The sequence below is a fragment of the Streptomyces sp. GLSS-08 genome (assembly GCF_056387915.1).
In genome coordinates, this window is sequence record NZ_JBWJAQ010000015.1 from 111983 (window position 1) to 129686 (window position 17704).

Sequence of the window (17704 nt, forward strand, 5' to 3'; positions counted from 1 at the left end):
GCGGGGGGCGCGGGGGGCGCTTCGATCAGGGTGGCCGTCACAGCAGACCCGCCCGCAGCGCGTAGGCGACCGCGTGGGCACGGTTGCGCAGCCTGAACCGCTGGGTGATGTCGTGGACGACGGTGGTCACGGTCCGCGGCGAATAGGCCAGCTGCTGGGCGATCTCCGCCGTCTCGTGCCCGTCGGCGACCAGCCGCAGCACCGAGCGTTCCCGGTCCGACAGCATGCCGCCGGCCCAGCCGCCCGAGCCGTGCCGGGTGTTCGCCGGTCGGTCCAGGAACTGTTCGAGCAGCTCGGGTGGCAGTGTGCAGTCGTCCCGGGCGGCGGCCAGCACCGCGTGGTTCAGACGGGAGGCGTCGGCCTCGCGGCGCAGCAGCAGGCCGCGGGCGCCGGCGGCCAGGGCGTGCAGGGCGTCGCCGGAGGCGAGGGCGGCGACCACCAGGACGACGGCGGGGCGCTGCCGGTGGGCGCGGGTGGTGCGCACCATGTCGAGTTCGGCGGGGCCGAGCCGGTCCACGGTCAGGACGGCGACCCGGGCGTCGCCGGGCTCGCACACGGTCAGCTCCGGGCAGGCGAGCAGGGTACTGCGGGTGCCGGCCTCCAGCACCGGGTCGAGCGCGACCACACCGACGGGTAGGGGTGCTCCCATCTGCTGCTCCTTGAAAGGTCGTCCGCCCCGTCATCAGCGCTGCGGGCGGTCTGGGGTACTGCCCACACCCTGCCGTCGGCGGCGGGGCGCGGGCATCGGTAGCCGGTCCCCACCTTTCCCGCGGGGCGGACGGCCGCGTCCCCCGTAGGACCGCCTTCCGGGTGCGGCGGGCGGCGGGCAGGGGAGCCGCGCGGTGTCCGGGGCGTACGCGCGGGGCCGGAGGAGGGAGGGGATGTGGGGGGTGCGCGCCGCGGGAATGGGGGTGTGCCCGGGTGCGACCCGCAGGAAGGGCGGGCGCGATGCGTGAAGTGGGGGGTGCGGCGGGCCGTACCGGCTTGCGTACGCGTATGTCCGGCGCTCCACCGGTCCTGTCCTGGGGGGCTGGGGGTCCCGGTGCGACCTGCGTCTTTCCCCGTCCGGGGGCCTCTGCGCGCACACCTTACCCACCGGTGGGGCGGGGCCCGCGCAGAATATGGGGGCCGCTTCCCCATGTGGGGGCCGCAGGGGTCTGCGAACTTCTTTCCCGTGACTGAGACCGCCAGCCTCCCGACTCCCCGGAGCGCCGGCCTGCCACTCGCCTGGTGGGCTCCGGCGCTGTCCCTCGCGGAACGGCTCGCCGCCCCCGGACTCCCGGCGGCGCCCGCCGCTTGCGGGGCCGCCGGGCGCGCCCCCTGGGCCGCCGGTGACGCGGAGGGCTTCGCCCTGCGGCTGGCCCACCTCGGGGTGGACGGTGCCACGGCGGCGGCCCTGGCGGCGGAGCCCGCCGAGCGGCTGGCCGCCCGGACGGGGAAGCCCAGCTGGGCGGCGTACGTGGAGGCGGTCCTGGACGCGGACGCCGAAGACCCGGCGGAGCCGGTGGTGCCCGGTGAGGGACCCGATGCCTTCGCACCGGTCGTACGCCCGGTCGTCGCCGCGGCCTCCGCCCGGCTCGCCGAGCTGCTGCCCGGCGTTCCGGCCGCCGAACGAGCCGTCTGGCAGAGCGCGTTCGAGCGTCGGCTGACCCACCACCTGGTCCGCCAGGCCGCCCGCACACTGGTCCACGAGCTCGACCTGGCCCGGCGCGCCCGGCGCCTCGCCGGCGCCGGCCCGCGCGAGCGGTTCGCCTCCTTCGTCGCCGCCGCCGGCACCCGCCGGGGGCTGGGCAGCCTGTTCGCCGCCTACCCGGTGCTGGCCCGGATGCTCGGGCAGAGCGCGCTGGACGCGACGGACGCGACGGCCGAACTGGTGGCGCGCTTGCACGCCGACCGGGACGCCCTGACCACAGCCCTCCTCGGCGGTCGCGCCCCCGGGGCGCTCACCCGGGTCGACCTGGGCCGCGGAGACGCCCACCAGGGCCACCGGTCCGTGGCGGTCCTGCACTTCGCGAGCGGCGACCGGCTGGTGTACAAGCCCCGGCCGCTCGACCAGCACGCCCTGCTCGACGACCTGGTGGCCTGGCTCAATGCCAAGGTGCCCGGCCTGGCGCTGCGCACTCCGCGCAGCCTGCGCCGGACGACGTACGGCTGGCTGGAGTTCGTCGAGCACCGCTGGTGCCGGTCGGTGACCGAGACCGACGCCTTCTACCGGCGCCAGGGAGCGCTGCTGGCGCTGCTCTACGCGGTGGACGGCGCCGACATGCACTACGAGAACGTCATCGCCTGCGGCGACCAGCCGGTCCTGGTGGACGCCGAGACGCTCCTGCACACCGGGCTCCCGCAGCCCATGACGGCGGGCGCCGACCCGGCCGCCGACGCCCTGCACGCCTCCGTGCACCGCACCTGCCTGCTGCCCCACCTGCTGATCGGTGAACACGGGGCGCTGGACATCTCCGCGCTCGGCCGGTCCACCGACGGCACTTTCCCGAGCGAGGGCCTGCACTGGCAGGACAGCGGGCGGGACACCATGCGGGCCGTGCGCGCGCCGCTGCTCAGCCCGGCCGCGCAGAACCAGCCGCTGCCCGCCGGCCGCCCGCTGCAGGGCGCCGACCACCGGGCGGCCCTGCTGGAGGGTTTCCGCACCGCGTACGCGGCGATCGCGGCGCACGGCGGTGAACTGCTCGGCGAGGACGGCCCGCTGGCGTCCCGCGCCGGCAGTCCGGCCCGGCTCATCGCCCGCTCCACCCGCCTGTACGCGACGCTGCTGGAGGAGTCCGCCCACCCCTCCCTGCTCGGCGACGCGCTCGCCCGGGAGAGCGTGTTCGCGGTGCTGTGGACCGAGTCCGAGCACGACGAGGTGCGCCGGCGGCTCATCGAGCACGAGACGGCGGACCTGTGGCGCGGGGACGTACCCCTCTTCGCGCACCGGCCGTCCGGTACGGGGGTCCGGACGGCCGACGGCACCTGGCTGGCGGGAGTGCTGCCGGTGGCGAGTCTGGCGGCGGTGCGGGAGAAGATCGCCCGGATGGACGAGGTCGACTGCCGCGACCAGGAGTGGATCATCTCGGCCACGCTGGCGGCGAGGGGCACCGGTTCACCGCTGGACCGGCCCCGGTCCGAGCTGGCGGTGGCGCCGGTACCGGCCGTCGCGCCCGACACGTCCCGGCTGCTCGCCGCCGCGTGCGGGATCGCCGACGAGCTCGCGGCCCGCGCGGTACGGGACGGCGGCCGCACCAACTGGCTCGGCCTGGAACGGGTTTCCGGCCCGCACTGGGCGGTGCTGCCGATGGGCGCCGGGCTCGCGCAGGGCTACTGCGGGGTCGCGCTGTTCCTTGCGCACACGGACGCGCTGGTCGGGTCCGGCCGGTACGCCGCGCCGGCCCGCGAGGCGGTCCGGCCGCTGCCCGGCCTGCTGAAGGCACTGGCCTGCGACCCCGAGCTGAGCGCGGCGGCAGGGCCTGGCGCCTACGACGGGCTCGGCGGCATCGTGTACGCCCTGGTGCGGCTGTCGGCGCTGCTCGGCGAGGACCTGACGGGCTGTCTGCCGGACGCGCTCACCGCGCTCGGCCACGCCGTCGCGGCCTGCCCCGACCCGGGGCTCGCCGGCGGCACGGCCGGGGCACTGGCCGCCGCCGTCGCGGCGCACGAGGCCACCGGCGATCCGGCGGCACTGCGGCTGGCGGACACGGTGGCGGACCGGCTGCTGGCGACGGTGTCCGGCGCCGCCGGACCGGCCCGGTCGGCGGAGGGCACCGCCGCGACGGACACAGCGACCGGCATCACGGGGACCGCCGGCGACGCCGGTGTCCCGGGCGGGGCCGTGGAGGCCGGCGGGCACACCCGAATCGCGGACGGCGCCACGGACAACGGCGGCCACGCCGGACCCTCACACGCCGGCGCGGGGAACGACCGGAACACCGGACTCACGGACAGCGCCACGGGGGTCGACGGGACCGGACTCCCGGGCGGGGCCGTGGAGGTCGGTGGGGGCACCGGGTTCGCGGACGGGGCCGCGGGGATCGGGTGGGCGTTGCTGCGGTACGCCGCCCGGCGGCCCGCACGTGCCGCCCGGCACACGGCCGCCGCCCACGCCCTGCTCCGCGCCGCCCTCCGGGACACGGGGGCCGCGCACGCCGACACGTCCTGGGCCGGCGGGCTCGCGGGCGTGGCGGCCGCCGCCGCCCACCTTCCCCCGCAACCGGGTTCGCCCCGGCCGGCGGACCGGCTGGCGGACGCCGGGGTGCGCCCGGACCTGAGCCTCGGACAGGGCACCCTCGGCACGCTGGAGGCGCTGGCCGTCCTCGCCGGACAGGGCGACGCGACCGCCGCCGAGGCACTGAACCGGCGCAGCGGTCAGGTGCTCGCCCTCGTCGAGGCGCAGAGCCACCGATGTGCCACCCCCGATCACGTTCCCTCCCCCGGGCTGCTGACCGGACTGTCCGGCATCGGCTACGGACTGCTCCGCCTGGCCCGACCCGAAGACGTGCCGTCCGTCCTGCTCCTGGGACACCCCGGCCACTGACCGACCCACGCACCTCCGCTCCTCGGCACCACGGCATTTCTCCACCTCCCACCGTGCGCATCCGCACGGGACACCAGAAGGGGATCACCGTCATGGACAAGCACCTCGCCACCACCGCCGCCGACGTCACCGAGACCGGCGCCGACGAGCAGGACGCGGCGGGCGGCGTCACGCTCAGGGGCCGCAACCGCGCCTGCGCCCGGGCCCGCGTGCTGGCGGGGATGGTACTGACCAGCGGCGTCGTCATCACGCTGAGCACCCTGGACACCTCGGTCTCCGCACCGAACTGACGGCCGGTCAGTACCGACACCGCGTGCGGCGCGGGCCCGTTCGCCGGGTCCGCGCCGCCGTGTTCCGCGCGGAGGCCGTGACGGAAGCGGCCGGGAGAGACCGGGAGCGGGCGACCTGCCGCAGATCCTGATATTCCGATTATCATCTGCGTTCATGCGTTCCCATGCGCCATCCCTGGTCGGGCGGGACCCCCAAATCGCCCTGCTCGAACGTGCCATGGCCGAGGCGAGGCAGGGACGCGGCGGTGTCGTCTTCCTGGTCGGCGAGGCGGGTGTCGGCAAGTCACGGCTCGCGGCGGAGGCGGTGGGCCGGGCGCTGGACGCCGGGATGCGCGTACTGCGCGGGCGCAGCAGCACCACGGGTCCGGCCGTGCCGTTCCGTCCCCTCACCGAGGCGCTGATGTCGCTGTTCCGCGGCGGCGAGCCCGTGGACGACCTTGCCCTTGGCCCCTACCGCCCCGTCCTCGGGCGGCTGGTTCCCGACTGGGACACCGGGGAACGCGAGAGCAGCTCCATGGTCATCCTGGGCGAGGCGGTGCTGCGTCTGCTCACCGCAGCCGGGCGCGGGCAGGGCCAGCTGCTCCTGCTGGAGGACCTGCACGACGCCGACCCGGAGACGCTCGGGGTCCTGGAATACCTGGTGGACAACCTGGAGTACTCACCCGTACTCCTGCTGGCCACCGTGCGCACGGACTTCAGCGAGGCGCTGGACCTCGCGCAGTCCGCCCGCCGGCGCGGCGTCGCGGCTCTGGTGGAACTGCCGCCGCTGACCCGGCCCCAGGTGCACGGCATGATCGCGGCGCAGCTCGGCGCCGAGGGCCCGGACGAGGTGCCCGAGGCGGTCCTGCAGCGCCTGTGGGAGGACAGCGCGGGCAGTCCGTACCTGGTGGAGGAGCTGCTGCAGTCGATGATCGGGGCCGGGACGCTGGTGCAGGGGCCGCAGGGCTGGCGCGCGGTCGGAGATCTGCGCAGTGACGTTTCCTCGACGCTCGCCCGAGGCATTCTGCGCCGCATCGACCGGCTGGGCGCGCAGGGCCTGACCCTGTTGTCGGCCGCCGCCGTCCTTGGCCGGCGCTTCCCGCTCACCGTGCTGCAGCGTATGACCGGCGTCGACGACCGGGCCCTGCTCAGCCATCTGCACGCGGGCGTGGCCGCGCGGCTGGTCATCCCCGACGAGCCGGCTCCGGACTGGTACGCCTTCCGGCACTCCCTCACCGTGGAGGCGCTGTTCACGCAGATGACGCCGGGTCAGCGGGCGGAGCTGGCCCGGCGGGGCGCAGAGGCGGCCGAGGAACTGCACCCCGGCCTCGGCGGCGACTGGTGCGCGCTCGCGGCCGGGCTGCGGTGCGAGGCCGGGGACCGTGTCGAGGCCGGGCTGCTGTTCGCGGAGGCCGGCGGCCGGGCCCTGGCGGCGGGCGCGCTCGGCTCCGCCGTGACACTGCTCAGCAGCGCGGAGAGCCTGCTGGCCGACGCCGGTGATCCGCAGGCGCGGGCCGAGGTGCTGGAGAACCTGCTGCCGGCCCTCGCGGAGGCCGGTGACTTCGCCCGCGCCTTCGAGCTGGCCGAGGACCTGCATGTGCTGAGCGGCTCCGGACTGAGCCCGGCACGCCTGGCCACCCTGCACACCCGGCTGGCCAAGGTCGCCCACACGGCGGGGCGGTGGAGCGACGGCAACCGCCAGATCGTGCGTGCCCGCGAGATGCTGGCGAGCGCGCCGGACGAGGCGACGGCCGCGGCCGTCGACGTCACGGCCGCCTATCTGGCCCTGGACACTCCGGGGCCTGACCGCACCCAGCACGCGGAGAAACTGGCCCGCTCGGCCGCCGACACCGCCGAGCGGTACGGGCTGCCCGTCGTCGCCTGCCAGGCCAGCGAGCTGCTCGCCACCGTGGCCCGGGAACGGGACCCGCAGGAGTCGCAGGCGATGCTCGAACAGGCCCTCGCCACGGCGGAACGCCACCGCCTGCCGCTGCAGCGCATGTACGCGGCCACCCGCATGGGCGGCAACGCCTGGCTCGCCGAGGGCGACACCTCGGGTCTGCTGGCGGCCCGCGCGGAGGCGCTGCGGCTCGGCTCGGTGCACCTCGTGCACACCGTGGACGGCATCCTCGTGCTGGACGCGGTGCTGCGCGGCGACTACGAGGCCGCCCGGTCGGCCGCCGCCGAATGCCTGGCCGTGGTACGGCGCCTGCGGCTGGCGCCCGCCGTGCGGTACGTCCTGATGGCGCAGTCCGTCCTGGAGGCACACCGCGGGGACCGTACGGCGATGCAGGCGGCGCTCGCCGCGTTCACCGAGTGGGACGGTGCCGGCTCGCAGGAGGAGCCGCTGTGCCTCGGCCTGGCCCGCGCCTTCTGCGCGCTGCTGGAGGAAAACCGCGACCTGGCCCGTGCCGAGCTGCGGGCGGTGGTGGCGCTGGAGGCGGACAACCCCTCCACCTACCACCTCAGCGGCACGCACGGCCTCGTCCTGCTGCTGGACGTGCTCGCCGGGGACGCGGACCGGGCCCGGCACGACGAGGTCACCGCCACCGCCGTCGCCCGGATGCGCTGGAACCGGCAGTTCGTGCTGCTCGCCGACGCCGTGCTGCTCGGCCGGGAGGGGGCGGGCGCGCGGGCTGCGGCGGCGGTCGAGTCGGCGCTGGTGCTGGCGCAGCCGTACCCGCTGGCCCAGCACCTCGGCCTGCGGCTGATCGCCGACGCGGCGCACCAGGACGGCTGGGGTGATCCGGTGGGCTGGCTGCGGCGCGCCGAACACCACTTCCACGAGCGGGACACGGCGGCCGTGGCGGGTGCCTGCCGGGCCGCGCTGCGCCGGCTCGGCGCTCCCGTGCACCAGCACCGCACCGGCACCAGCGGCATTCCCGACCAGTTGCGGGCGCAGGGGGTGACCGTGCGGGAGTTCGAGGTGTTCCGGCTGCTCGCGGAGCGGCTCGGCAACAAGGACATCGCCGACCGGCTGTTCATCTCGCCCCGTACGGCGGAGAAGCACATCGCGAGCCTGATCACCAAGACGGGGGCGGCCAACCGCGCGGACCTGTGTGCGCGGTCGGCCGCCCTGCGGTCCCCCTGAACCCGGCGCTGGGGCGTGTCCTAGCGCATCTCGCGCACCGCGCGTGATGCGAGGACCGCGAGGCCCGTCCCGGCGAGGACGGCGGCCACCACCGCGAACAGGGCGAACGTGTCGATCCGTGCCAGTGCGCCGCACGCGATCAGTGACAGCGGGGCGGCCGCGTAGCCGAGGACCATGTCGACGGAGACGACCCGGCTGAGCACGTCCTGCGGGATGTTCCGCTGGATCCAGCTGAGTCCGAACACGCCCTGGAATCCGATGGCGAAGCCCATGGCGAGCACGGTCGCCACGACGGCCGCGGTGCTGTGCACCAGGCCCAGTACGGCCATTCCGGCACCCAGCCAGCCCGCGAGAGCGGCCACCAGCAGGCCCACCCGGGGCCGGCCGCCGAGCGCGCCGCCGGCGAGCGTGCCGAGTATCGCGCCCCCGGCGAGGGATCCGTTGAGCACGCCGAGTGTGGCGGGTCCGCCCCGCAGCACCTGGTCGGCGAGGGTGGCGAAGCCGACCGTGAAGGGACCGGCGTAACAGAAGTTGACGGCGGTGTCGAGGGCGACGATCGTCCGCAGCCGGGGGTCACGGAAGGTGTAGGTGACGCCCTCGCGGATGCGGGCGCCGAGGGGTGTGCGTTCCTTCGCCGCGCCGGTCTGCGCATGGTCGGCCCGGGGGCGGGTGCGGATGCTCGCCACGCACCAGCCGCACAGGGCGAAGCAGACGGCGTCGACGAGGAAGGCGGCCGGCGCGCGGGTGACGGCGATGACCACACCGCCGACGGCGGGTCCGACGACGGCGGCGGTCCGGGCGCCCGTGCCCAGCAGCGCGTTGGCCGCGGTGAGCAGGTCCTTGTCCACGACGGAGGGCAGGATGGAGACGCGGGCGGGCTGGAAGAAGGCGTCGACGGCGCCGAAGGCGGCGGCCGCCGCGCACAGCGTCCCCACCGTCAGCTGCCCGCTCAGTCCGGCGAGTCCGACGCCCGCCATCAGTGCCGCCCGGGTCCAGCTGGAGGCGACCATGAGGGTGCGGGTGGACCAGGAGTCGCTGAGGGAGCCGCCCACCAGGGTGAGCAGTGCGCGGGGTACGGCCTGGAAGGCGAGGACGTAGCCGAGGGCGAGGGTGGAGCCGGTCAGTTCGAGGGTGATCCAGGAGAAGGCGACGACGCTGAAACCGTCGCCGAGCAGGGACAGCGACTGTCCCAGCCACAGGAGCTGGAAGGGCCGCTGCCGGGCCGGTGCCCACAGCCGGGGACCGGCGTCGGCGAGAGTGGTGGCCATGGTGTGCCTTTCGTCGTACGGACGCTCTCGGCGGTCCGGTCAGTAGCGGACGGGCAGGGCGGTGAGGCTGCGGTTGAGCAGGGAGGGCTGCCAGGTCTGCCCGCCGGGGTCCGCAAGGGTCAGGCCGGGATGGCCGGTGACCAGGGTCCGCACGGCGGACACGGCGACCAGCCGGGCCAGTGCGGCGCCGATGCAGAAGTGGGCGCCGAAGCCGAAGCCGAGGTGGGTCGCGCCGGTGCGGCGCAGGTCGAACCGTCCGGGGTCGGGGAAGCGGGCCGGGTCGCGGTTGGCGGCGGCGGTGACGAGGAAGATCCGGTCGCCGGTGCGCAGGGTGTGGCCGTCGAGGTCGAGGTCGCGGGCGGCGGTGCGGATCGACATCTTGGACGGGCCGTCCAGGCGGAGGGTCTCCTCCACGGCGCCCTGGGCCAGTTCGGGGTCCGTGCGGACGGCGGCGAGCTGCTCGGGCCGGGTGTGCAGGGCGAGGACGGTGTTCGCGATGAGGTTGCTGGTGGTCTCCCCGCCGGCGAACGCCATCTGGGTGAGCATGCCGACGAACTCCTCCTCGCTGACGGAGCCACCGACCCGGCCCTCGCGCAGCACCTGGCTGATCAGGTCGTCGCCGGGTTCGGCGCGGCGCCGCGCGACCAGCGCTCCGAGGTAGTCCTCCAGGCTCACCAGCGCCTGCAGGGAGGCCCGGTACTCGCTCTCCTCCTGGGCGGTGCCGAGGACGAGGTCGGCGACGCGGGCGTTCCAGTACCAGAAGGAGGGGGCGTCGGTGCGCGGGATGCCGAGCCAGCGGGCGAACACGAGCGCGGGCAGGGGCTTGGCGACGTCGGCCATCAGGTCGCCGGTGCGGCCGGGAACCGCCTTGCGGGCGAGGACGGCGCGGGTCGCCTTCTCGGTGAAGTCGCGGTAGCGGGCCACCGCGCGGGCGGCGAACGCCTCCTGGAACACCTGGCGCAGCCTGCGGTGCTGCGGCGCGTCGTTGAAGACCATCCAGCGGGAGAGGATCCCGAAGGCGCGCTCGGCGTCCTCGCGGGCGCCGTGCGGTACGGCGTCCATCAGGGGGCGTACCCGGTCGGCGGAGACCGCGGGGTCGCGCAGGCAGCGCATCACCTGGTCGTAGCCGGTGACGAGCCAGGCGTGGTGCATCGGGCTCCAGTGGACGGGGGCGTGCGCGCGCAGGGCGTCGAGGTGGTCGTAGGGGTCGGCGACCATGCCGGCGGACAGCAGGTAGCGCTCGGTGAAGGCGGGGGCGGCGGTGGTCATCGGTCTTCTCCCGTCTCGATGCCGGCGAGCAGTCGGGCGATGCCCTGCACTCTGGGCTCGGCCATCATCGACATGTGGTCGCCTTCGCTGATGTGCAGGGTGAGCCCGTCGCCGGCCACCTCGCGCCAGCGGGCGACGTAGGTGTCGTAGTCGACGTCCAGGCCCGGCATGGTGCGGCCGCGGGGCAGCCCGGCGGCCTCGCTGCCGACCACGAGGTGGATGTGGCCGGGGTAGGGGCGGACCTCGTAGGCGGCCAGGGCGGCGAGCAGCGAGTGCCACACCTCGATCGGCGCGTTCTCGACCAGGGCCGCTTCGGCGGGGCTCATGCCGGCGCCCAGCAGGGTGGCGGTGAGTTCGGCCGTGGCCCTCTCGCGCTGCGGGGAGGGCGGCAGTTCGCGCAGCCGGTCCCGCAGGCGCAGGGCTTCGCGCAGGTCCTTGGTGACGCCGTCCAGGCGGGCCCGGGCGGCGGTGTTGGGCAGGTACGGCTCGATCAGGACGAGGGGTGCGACCGGGTGTCCCGCCGTGTGCAGCTGGGTGGCCATCTCCAGGGCGATGTTGGCGCCCATGGACCAGCCGAGCAGGGCGTGTGGGCCGGTGCCGTCCCGGTCGGTGATCTCGGCGACGTAGTTGGCGGCGATGCCGGCGACCGTGCCCGGGTCGACGCCGCCGAGCAGTCCGCGTGCCTGGAAGGCGTGGACGGGCCGGCCGGGCGGCAGGGCGCGGGCGAGCGGCACGAACCAGGCGGCGCTGCCGCCGGTGGGGTGCACGCACCACAGGGGCTCCCCCGTGCCCTCGCGCAGCCGTACCTCGGAGGTGACGGCGGCGGGCAGCCCGTCACCGGCCGCCCGGGTGGCGTGCGCGGCGAGCTGGGCGATCGTGGGGTGTTCGATCAGGTCGCCGACCGACACCGGCAGGCCGCGTCCGGCGGCCATCAGGGAGACCCGGACGGTGGACAGGGAGCTGCCGCCGATGCGGAAGAAGTCGTCGTGGACGCCGATGCGGGACAGGCCGAGGACTTCGCGCCAGATCTCGGCGAGGACCTTCTCCGCGGTGGTGGACGGGGCGGCGTACTCGGTGTCGCTGCGGTCGAGTTCGGCCGGGGGCAGGGGCAGCGCCCGCTTGTCGGTCTTGCCGCTGCGGTTGACGGGCATCTCGTCCAGGAAGACGAACCGGGCGGGCAGCATGTAGGCGGGCAGTGAGGCCCGCAGGTCGCGGCGCAGTTCCTCGGGCCGGGGCCGCTCAGGGCCGTGGAGGACGAGGTAGGCGACGAGGGCCGGTTCGCCGGGCAGGTCGGTGCGGTGCAGGACGACGGCCTGGCGGACCTCGGGCAGGCCCCTGAGGGCGTGCTCGATCTCGCCGAGTTCGATGCGGAAGCCGCGCAGTTTGACCTGGGAGTCGCGGCGGCCGAGCCACTCCACGGAGCCGTCGGGCCGGTGGGTGCCGAGGTCTCCGGTGCGGCACAGCCGCTCGCCGGGTGCGCCGTACGGGTCGGGGACGTAGGTGGCGGCGGTCAGTGCGGGCCGGCCCAGGTAGCCGCGGCCGACGGCCTGCCCGCCGAGGTGGATCTCGCCCGGCACGCCCACCGGGACGGGCTGGAGGTCGTCGTCCAGGACGTGGATGCGGGTGTTGCGGATCGGGGTGCCGATGGGCGGGGTGCCCTGGCCGGGGCTCAGTTCGGCGGCGACGGACCAGACGGAGGTCTCGGTGAGGCCGTAGACGTTGTGGAAGCGCCGGCCGCGCGACCAGGCGTCGGCGAGTTCGGCCGGGCAGGCCTCGCCGGCGACCTGGAGCACCCGCAGCTCGGGGAAGTCGTCCTGGCCGAGTACCGCCAGTGCGCTGGGCGGCAGCATGGCGCCGGTGACGTGGGCCTCGCGCAGGGTGCGGGCGAGGTCGGGGCCGGGGCGCAGGTCCTCCTTGGGGGCGGTGACCAGCCGGCCGCCGTTGGCGAGGGACCAGGTGAGTTCCAGGATCGAGGCGTCGAAGCCGAAGGAGGCGAACTGCAGCACCCGGTCGCCGGCGGTGGGGCGCACCAGGTCGCGCTGCCCTTCGAGCATGTTGGACAGGCCCCTGTGCGGGATGGCCACTCCCTTGGGTGTGCCGGTGGAGCCCGAGGTGTAGATGATGTAGGCGAGGGTGTCGGCGTCGGGCTCCCGGCCCGGCACCACTTCCACGGGGTCGGCGGGGGCGTCCAGGTGGATCACCGGCCCGTCGAAGGGCACCGTCCCGGTGAGTGCGCGCTGGGTGAGCAGTACCCGCATGCCGCTGTCCTGGGCCATGAACGCGAGCCGTTCGGTGGGGTGTTGCGGGTCGAGGGGCAGGAAGGCGCCGCCGGAGCGCAGCACACCGACGGCGGCGCGCACCAGGTCGGGGCCGCGCTCGGCGCAGATGCCCACCACGGTCTCGGGGCCGACCCCCAGCCGCCGCAGCCGCCGTGCCAGCTGCTCGGCCTGCTCCTGGAGTCCGGCGTACGTCAGGTGCTGCCCGCGGTGCTCGACGGCGACCGCGTGCGGGGTACGGGCGGCGTGGGCGGCGATGTGCTCGTGGAACAGCAGCGGTGAGGAGGGGGTCTCGGGGCCCCGGGCCCAGACGTCGAGGGCGGTGGCGCGGGCCGTGCCGGTGAGCGCGGGCCGGGTCACCGGGGTGTGCGGGCCGGCGACCATGGCCTCCAGCTGGGCGCAGTACACGTCGGCGAGCTGCTCGGCGGTGGCGGGTGCGACGAACGCCGGGTCCGCGTCGAGGGTGAAGGCGTTGACGCTGGCGTTGATGAGCAGCGGGAACATGGTCCGCGCGATCTCCAGGGAGTCGTCCCAGGAGTCGTGCGAGAGCCGGTGGAAGTTGACGTAGTTGAAGACGGCGTCGGTCAGGTTCGGTTCGGTGGGCCGCAGGCGGGCGATGTGGACCAGCGGGAGCCTGCGGTGCGGGAGCATCTCCTGTTCGGCCGTGAAGACGTCCCGCAGGTAGGCGAGCCAGCTGCCGCGCGGGCGGGCCGCGCCGAACGGCACGGTGTTCAGGAACAGTCCGCGCATCCGGTCGGCGCCGGGCAGCTCGGGCCGCCCGTTGGTGACCAGGCCGATGCTGTGGCCGAGGGCGCTGTCGTCGCGGTCGGCGAACAGGCTCATGGTGTGGTGGAAGGCCGTGATCAGCACGGTGCGCCGCGGCACGCCGGCCTCCTTGGCCAGGCGGCCGATGCGTTCGGCGAGGTGGGCGTAGGAGCGGCGGACCTCGTGCACCGGCGCCTGGCCGGCGGGGCCGGCGGCCGTGCGCCTGCGGAAGGTGACGGGCCGCAGATCGGCGAGCCGGCCGCGCCAGTAGTCGAGGGACTCCTCGCTGCCGAGTGCGGCCCGCTCCAGGGCGACGTACTCGGCGAAGGGCGGTGCGGTCGGCGGCTCGGGCGCGCGGCGGTGGGCGACGGCCTCCCGGTGCAGGGCCAGCAGGTCGGCGACGAGTGAGGTCAGGCTCCAGCCGTCCAGGACGACGTGGCAGTCGGTCAGGACGAGGCGCAGGTCGTGGTCGGTGATGTGGTGGAGGTGGATGCGCACCAGGGGGGCGGCGGTGAGGTCGAAGCGGCGCTCGAACTCCTCGTTGACGAAGGTGCGCAGCCGCGCCCGCTGTTCCTCGCGCGGCAGTGCGCGCAGGTCGGTGTAGCCGACGGGCAGGCGGGCGGCGCGGTGGACGAGCTGGAGGGGCTCGCGGTAGGAGACGAGGTCGACGGAGGTGCGCAGGATCGGGTGGCCGGTGACGACCGCGTCCACGGCGGCCTGGAACGCGTCGAGGTCGAAGCCCTCGGGGACGGTGATCTTCAGGTCGGTGACGTTGTGGTAGGCGCCGCGCCGCGGGTCGGCGAGCATCTCGTGCAGCATGCCGGCCTGGAGCATGGTGAGCGGGTAGGCGTCGGCGAGTCCGTCGGGCAGGCGGCCGGCGTCGGCCGGGTCGAGCTGGGAGAAGGGGGCGGTGGGGGCGGGGGTGTCGCCGGCGTCGGTGACGAGGGCGGCCAGGTCGGCCAGGGTGCGGGCGCGGAAGACGTCGGCGACGGTGAACCCGAGTCCGGCGAGGCGGCCGAGGCCCACCAGGCGCAGGGCCAGGATGGAGTCGCCGCCCAGGTCGAAGAAGTTGTCGGTGCGGCCGACGTGCTCGATGCCCAGTACCTGGCTCCACACGGCGGCCAGGGCCTGCTCGCGGGGTCCGGCGGGCGGCACGTGCGCCCGCGGTCCGCCCGCGGCGGGCCCGACGGCGGTCAGCGCGGCCCGGTCGACCTTGCCGTTGGCGGTCAGGGGCAGGTGCTCGTGGCGGACGAACAGCGCCGGGACCATGTGCTCGGGCAGGGTCAGCCGCAGTCCCTCGCGCAGGGCGGGCGGGTCGAGGGGGCGGCCCTCGGGCGTGACGACGTGCGCGACCAGGCGGGCGGTGCCCTGGTCGCGGCGGGCCACCACGGCGGCGTCGGCGACGCCGGGCAGCGCGCGCAGGGCGGTCTCGATCTCGCCGGGCTCGATGCGGTAGCCGCGGATCTTCACCTGGTGGTCCGCGCGGCCGACGTAGCCGAGCTGTCCGTCGCGCTCCACGCGGACCAGGTCGCCGGTGCGGTACATGCGGGCGCCGGGTGCCCCGAAGGGGTCGTCGAGGAAGCGTTCGGCGGTCAGCTCGGGCCGGTTGAGGTAGCCGCGGGCCACACCGCCGCCGGAGACGTACAGTTCGCCGGTGCTGCCGGGCGGCACGAGCCGGCCGAAGGAGTCCAGGACGTAGCAGTGCTGGCCGGCGAGCGGGCGGCCGATGGGCGAGCGGACGCCGCCGTCGATGTCCTGCTCGGTGATGGTGCGGATCGTGACGTGCACGGTGGTCTCGGTGATGCCGTACATGTTCACCAGCGCGGGGCGGTGTCCCCCGGCCGTGAACCAGTCGCGGTAGTCGCGTACGTCGAAGGCGTCGCCGCCGAAGATCACGGTGCGCAGGGCGAGGTCCGCGAAGCCGGCCCCGGTGTCCTGAAGGTGGGCGCGCAGGCCCTTGAAGGCGGCCGGGGTCTGGTTGAGGACGGTGACGTTCTCCTCGCGCAGCACCCGGTGCACGGCCGCCGGGTCGCGCACCTCGTCCGCCCGGAGCACGACGACGCGTCCGCCGCTGGTGAGCGGCGCCCACAGCTCCCACACGGAGAAGTCGAAGGCAGGCGAGTGCATCAGGGTCCACACGTCGGCGGGGCCGAAGTCGAAGTGCCGGTCGGCGGCGTCCAGCAGCCAGGCCAGGTTGCCGTGGGTGATCTCCACGCCCTTGGGACGGCCGGTGGAGCCGGAGGTGTAGATGACGTAGGCGAGGTCGTCGGGGGCCGGGAGGAGGTTGTCGTCGCCGGCGGCCGGGGTGTGCGTGTCGTCCGCGTCGAGCGGGACCACGCGGGCGGGCAGTCCCTCGACGGCGGCGCGGGTGGCGGTGTCGGTGACGATCCACTCGACACCGGAGTCGGTGACGGTGAACTCGCGGCGCGCTCTGGGGTGGGAGGGGTCGAGGGGAAGGTAGGCGGCGCCGGCCCGCCAGACGGCGAGCAGCGCGGCGGCCAGGTCGGGGGTGCGGTCCAGGCAGACGCCGACGAGGGAGCCGCGGGTGACGCCGGCGGCGCGCAGCCGCCGGGCCAGCGCGCAGGCGCGGGCGTCGAGCTGGGCGTAGGTGAGGGTGCGTCCCGATCCGCTCACCGCGACCGCGTGGGGTGTGCGGGCGATGTGAGCGGCGAGGCGGTCGGCGGCGGTGCGCGGGGCCCGGGAGGCGTCGGTGCCGGTGCTGGCGGGGCCGTCCGGGCCCAGGAGGTGGGCGCGTTCGGCGGGGGTGAGCGGGTCGACGGTGCTGAGCGGGGTGTCGGGGGCGGCGCAGAACGCCTCCAGCAGCGTCACGGTGTGCCGGGCGAGGGCGGCGACCGAGGCCTCCTCGAACAGGTCGGGCCGGTAGACGAACACCAGGTCGGTGCGTCCGTCACCGTCGCGCAGATCGAGGGTGAGGTCGAATTTGGCGGTGGTGAGGTCGATCGGGTACGGCGTCCCGTTCGCCTGCCCCAGGTCGAAGCCGGACGGGGTGGTGTCGGTGTGCGTGCAGAGCACCTGGACGAGCGGGTTGCGGGCGAGGTCGCGTTCGGGGCTGAGTGCGTCGACGACCTGCTCGAAGGGCAGCGACTGGTGCTGGAACGCCTCCAGGACCCGCTCCCGGGTGCGGGCGAGCAGCGCGGCCGGGGTCGGGTCGTCGGAGAGGTCGCCGCGCAGGACGAGGGTGTTGACGAAGAAGCCGACGAGCTGCTCGGTCTCGGCCCGTTCCCGGTTGGCGACCACGGTGGCGACGGCGATGTCGTGCTGTCCGCTGTGGAAGGCGAGCGCGGCCTGGAACGCGGCCAGCACCGTCATGTAGGGGGTCGTGCCGGTGCGCCGGCCCAGCGCGGCGAGCGCGTCGCTCAGCGCGGGTGGCAGGGTGAGGCGGTGGGCTGCGCCGCGGCCGCCGGGGGTGTCGGGGCGGGGGTGGTCCGTGGGCAGTTCCAGCGGGGTGAGGCCGGCCAGTCGGGTGCGCCAGTGGTCCAGGGCGGCGGACTGCTCGCTCCGGCGCTGCCAGATCGCGTAGTCGCTGTAGTCGAGGGGCAGTTCGGGCAGGTGTGCGGTGCGTCCCTCGCGGCGGGCCCGGTACAGCTCGGTCAGGTCACGCACGACGAGGCCCAGCGACCAGCCGTCGGAGACGATGTGGTGCATGGCGAGGACCAGCACGTGGTCGTCGTCGGCGGCGCGGACCAGGGTGGCCCGGAAGGCGGGCTCGTGGGCGAGGTCGAAGGGCCGTACGGCGGCGGTGTGCACGGCGGCCGACAGGCGCCGTTCGCGGTCCTCGCCCTCCTCGCCGCTCACCTCGATCACGTCCAGGACGGTGCCGTCGGCGGGCAGGACCTGCTGGTGGGGGACGCCGTCGTGCTCGGGGAAGATCACGCGCAGCTGCTCGTGCCGGGCGACGAGGTCCGCCACGGCGGCGCGCAGGGCCGGCAGGTCCAGCGGGCCGGTGAACCGCCAGGCCGCGGGCAGCAGATAGGTGGGTGCGCCCGGGTCGAGCCGGTCCAGGAAGTACAGGCGCTGCTGGGCTGCGGACAGCGGGATCCGCTGCGGGCGGGGCCGGACCCGGGCCGGGCCGTCCTCGCGTACGGCGGCCCGGCCGCGCAGTCGCTGCTCCAGCAGGCGCCGGGCGGCCGGGGACAGGCCGCCGCCCGCGGCGAGGGGGCCGGGACGCACGTCGGATGTGGTCATGAGGGCACTCCGATCCAGGAACTGGGGAGAGGAAG

7 protein-coding genes are annotated in these 17704 nt (G+C 75.3%); 3 read left to right on the plus strand and 4 right to left on the minus strand.

The window, feature by feature from the left end; genetic code table 11:
• Nucleotides 1–37: 37 nt before the first annotated feature.
• Nucleotides 38–649: a helix-turn-helix transcriptional regulator gene (locus AC0ZLC_RS25350; protein ID WP_476754269.1), complete on the minus strand. Its 612-nt coding sequence runs from the start codon at nucleotides 647–649 to the stop codon at nucleotides 38–40.
• Nucleotides 650–1174: 525 nt separating this feature from the next.
• Here AC0ZLC_RS25350 and AC0ZLC_RS25355 point away from each other — a divergent pair.
• From AC0ZLC_RS25355 to AC0ZLC_RS25365, 3 genes are all read left to right on the plus strand, one after another.
• Entirely contained in the window at nucleotides 1175–4525 is a 3351-nt protein-coding gene (locus tag AC0ZLC_RS25355) for a type 2 lanthipeptide synthetase LanM family protein (RefSeq protein WP_476754270.1), read from the plus strand.
• A gap of 53 nt (nucleotides 4526–4578) precedes the next feature.
• The gene (locus tag AC0ZLC_RS25360) at nucleotides 4579–4815 is read left to right on the plus strand and encodes a hypothetical protein (RefSeq protein WP_476754271.1); all 237 of its coding nucleotides are present in this window, start codon (nucleotides 4579–4581) and stop codon (nucleotides 4813–4815) included.
• 154 nt (nucleotides 4816–4969) lie between these two features.
• Nucleotides 4970–7885 (plus strand): helix-turn-helix transcriptional regulator, encoded by a 2916-nt coding sequence (locus AC0ZLC_RS25365; protein ID WP_476754272.1) that lies wholly within the window; start codon nucleotides 4970–4972, stop codon nucleotides 7883–7885.
• A gap of 20 nt (nucleotides 7886–7905) precedes the next feature.
• Here AC0ZLC_RS25365 and AC0ZLC_RS25370 read toward each other — a convergent pair whose 3' ends face one another.
• From AC0ZLC_RS25370 to AC0ZLC_RS25380, 3 genes are read right to left on the minus strand one after another with little or no spacing between them, the layout of a single operon-like run.
• Nucleotides 7906–9153 (minus strand): MFS transporter, encoded by a 1248-nt coding sequence (locus AC0ZLC_RS25370; protein ID WP_476754273.1) that lies wholly within the window; start codon nucleotides 9151–9153, stop codon nucleotides 7906–7908.
• Nucleotides 9154–9192: 39 nt separating this feature from the next.
• Entirely contained in the window at nucleotides 9193–10422 is a 1230-nt protein-coding gene (locus tag AC0ZLC_RS25375; protein ID WP_476754274.1) for a cytochrome P450, read from the minus strand.
• Nucleotides 10419–17669 (minus strand): amino acid adenylation domain-containing protein, encoded by a 7251-nt coding sequence (locus AC0ZLC_RS25380; protein WP_476754275.1) that lies wholly within the window; start codon nucleotides 17667–17669, stop codon nucleotides 10419–10421. Before AC0ZLC_RS25380 ends, AC0ZLC_RS25375 begins: the two co-directional genes overlap by 4 nt.
• Nucleotides 17670–17704 lie beyond the last annotated feature (35 nt).

Bases quoted from the DNA above. Each gene is read 5' to 3' on its own strand.
- AC0ZLC_RS25375 (WP_476754274.1), bottom strand. From the start codon at position 10,422: ATGACCACCGCCGCCCCCGCCTTCACCGAGCGCTACCTGCTGTCCGCC.
- AC0ZLC_RS25365 (WP_476754272.1), top strand. From the start codon at position 4,970: ATGCGTTCCCATGCGCCATCCCTGGTCGGGCGGGACCCCCAAATCGCC.
- AC0ZLC_RS25370 (WP_476754273.1), bottom strand. From the start codon at position 9,153: ATGGCCACCACTCTCGCCGACGCCGGTCCCCGGCTGTGGGCACCGGCC.
- AC0ZLC_RS25380 (WP_476754275.1), bottom strand. From the start codon at position 17,669: ATGACCACATCCGACGTGCGTCCCGGCCCCCTCGCCGCGGGCGGCGGC.
- AC0ZLC_RS25350 (WP_476754269.1), bottom strand. From the start codon at position 649: ATGGGAGCACCCCTACCCGTCGGTGTGGTCGCGCTCGACCCGGTGCTG.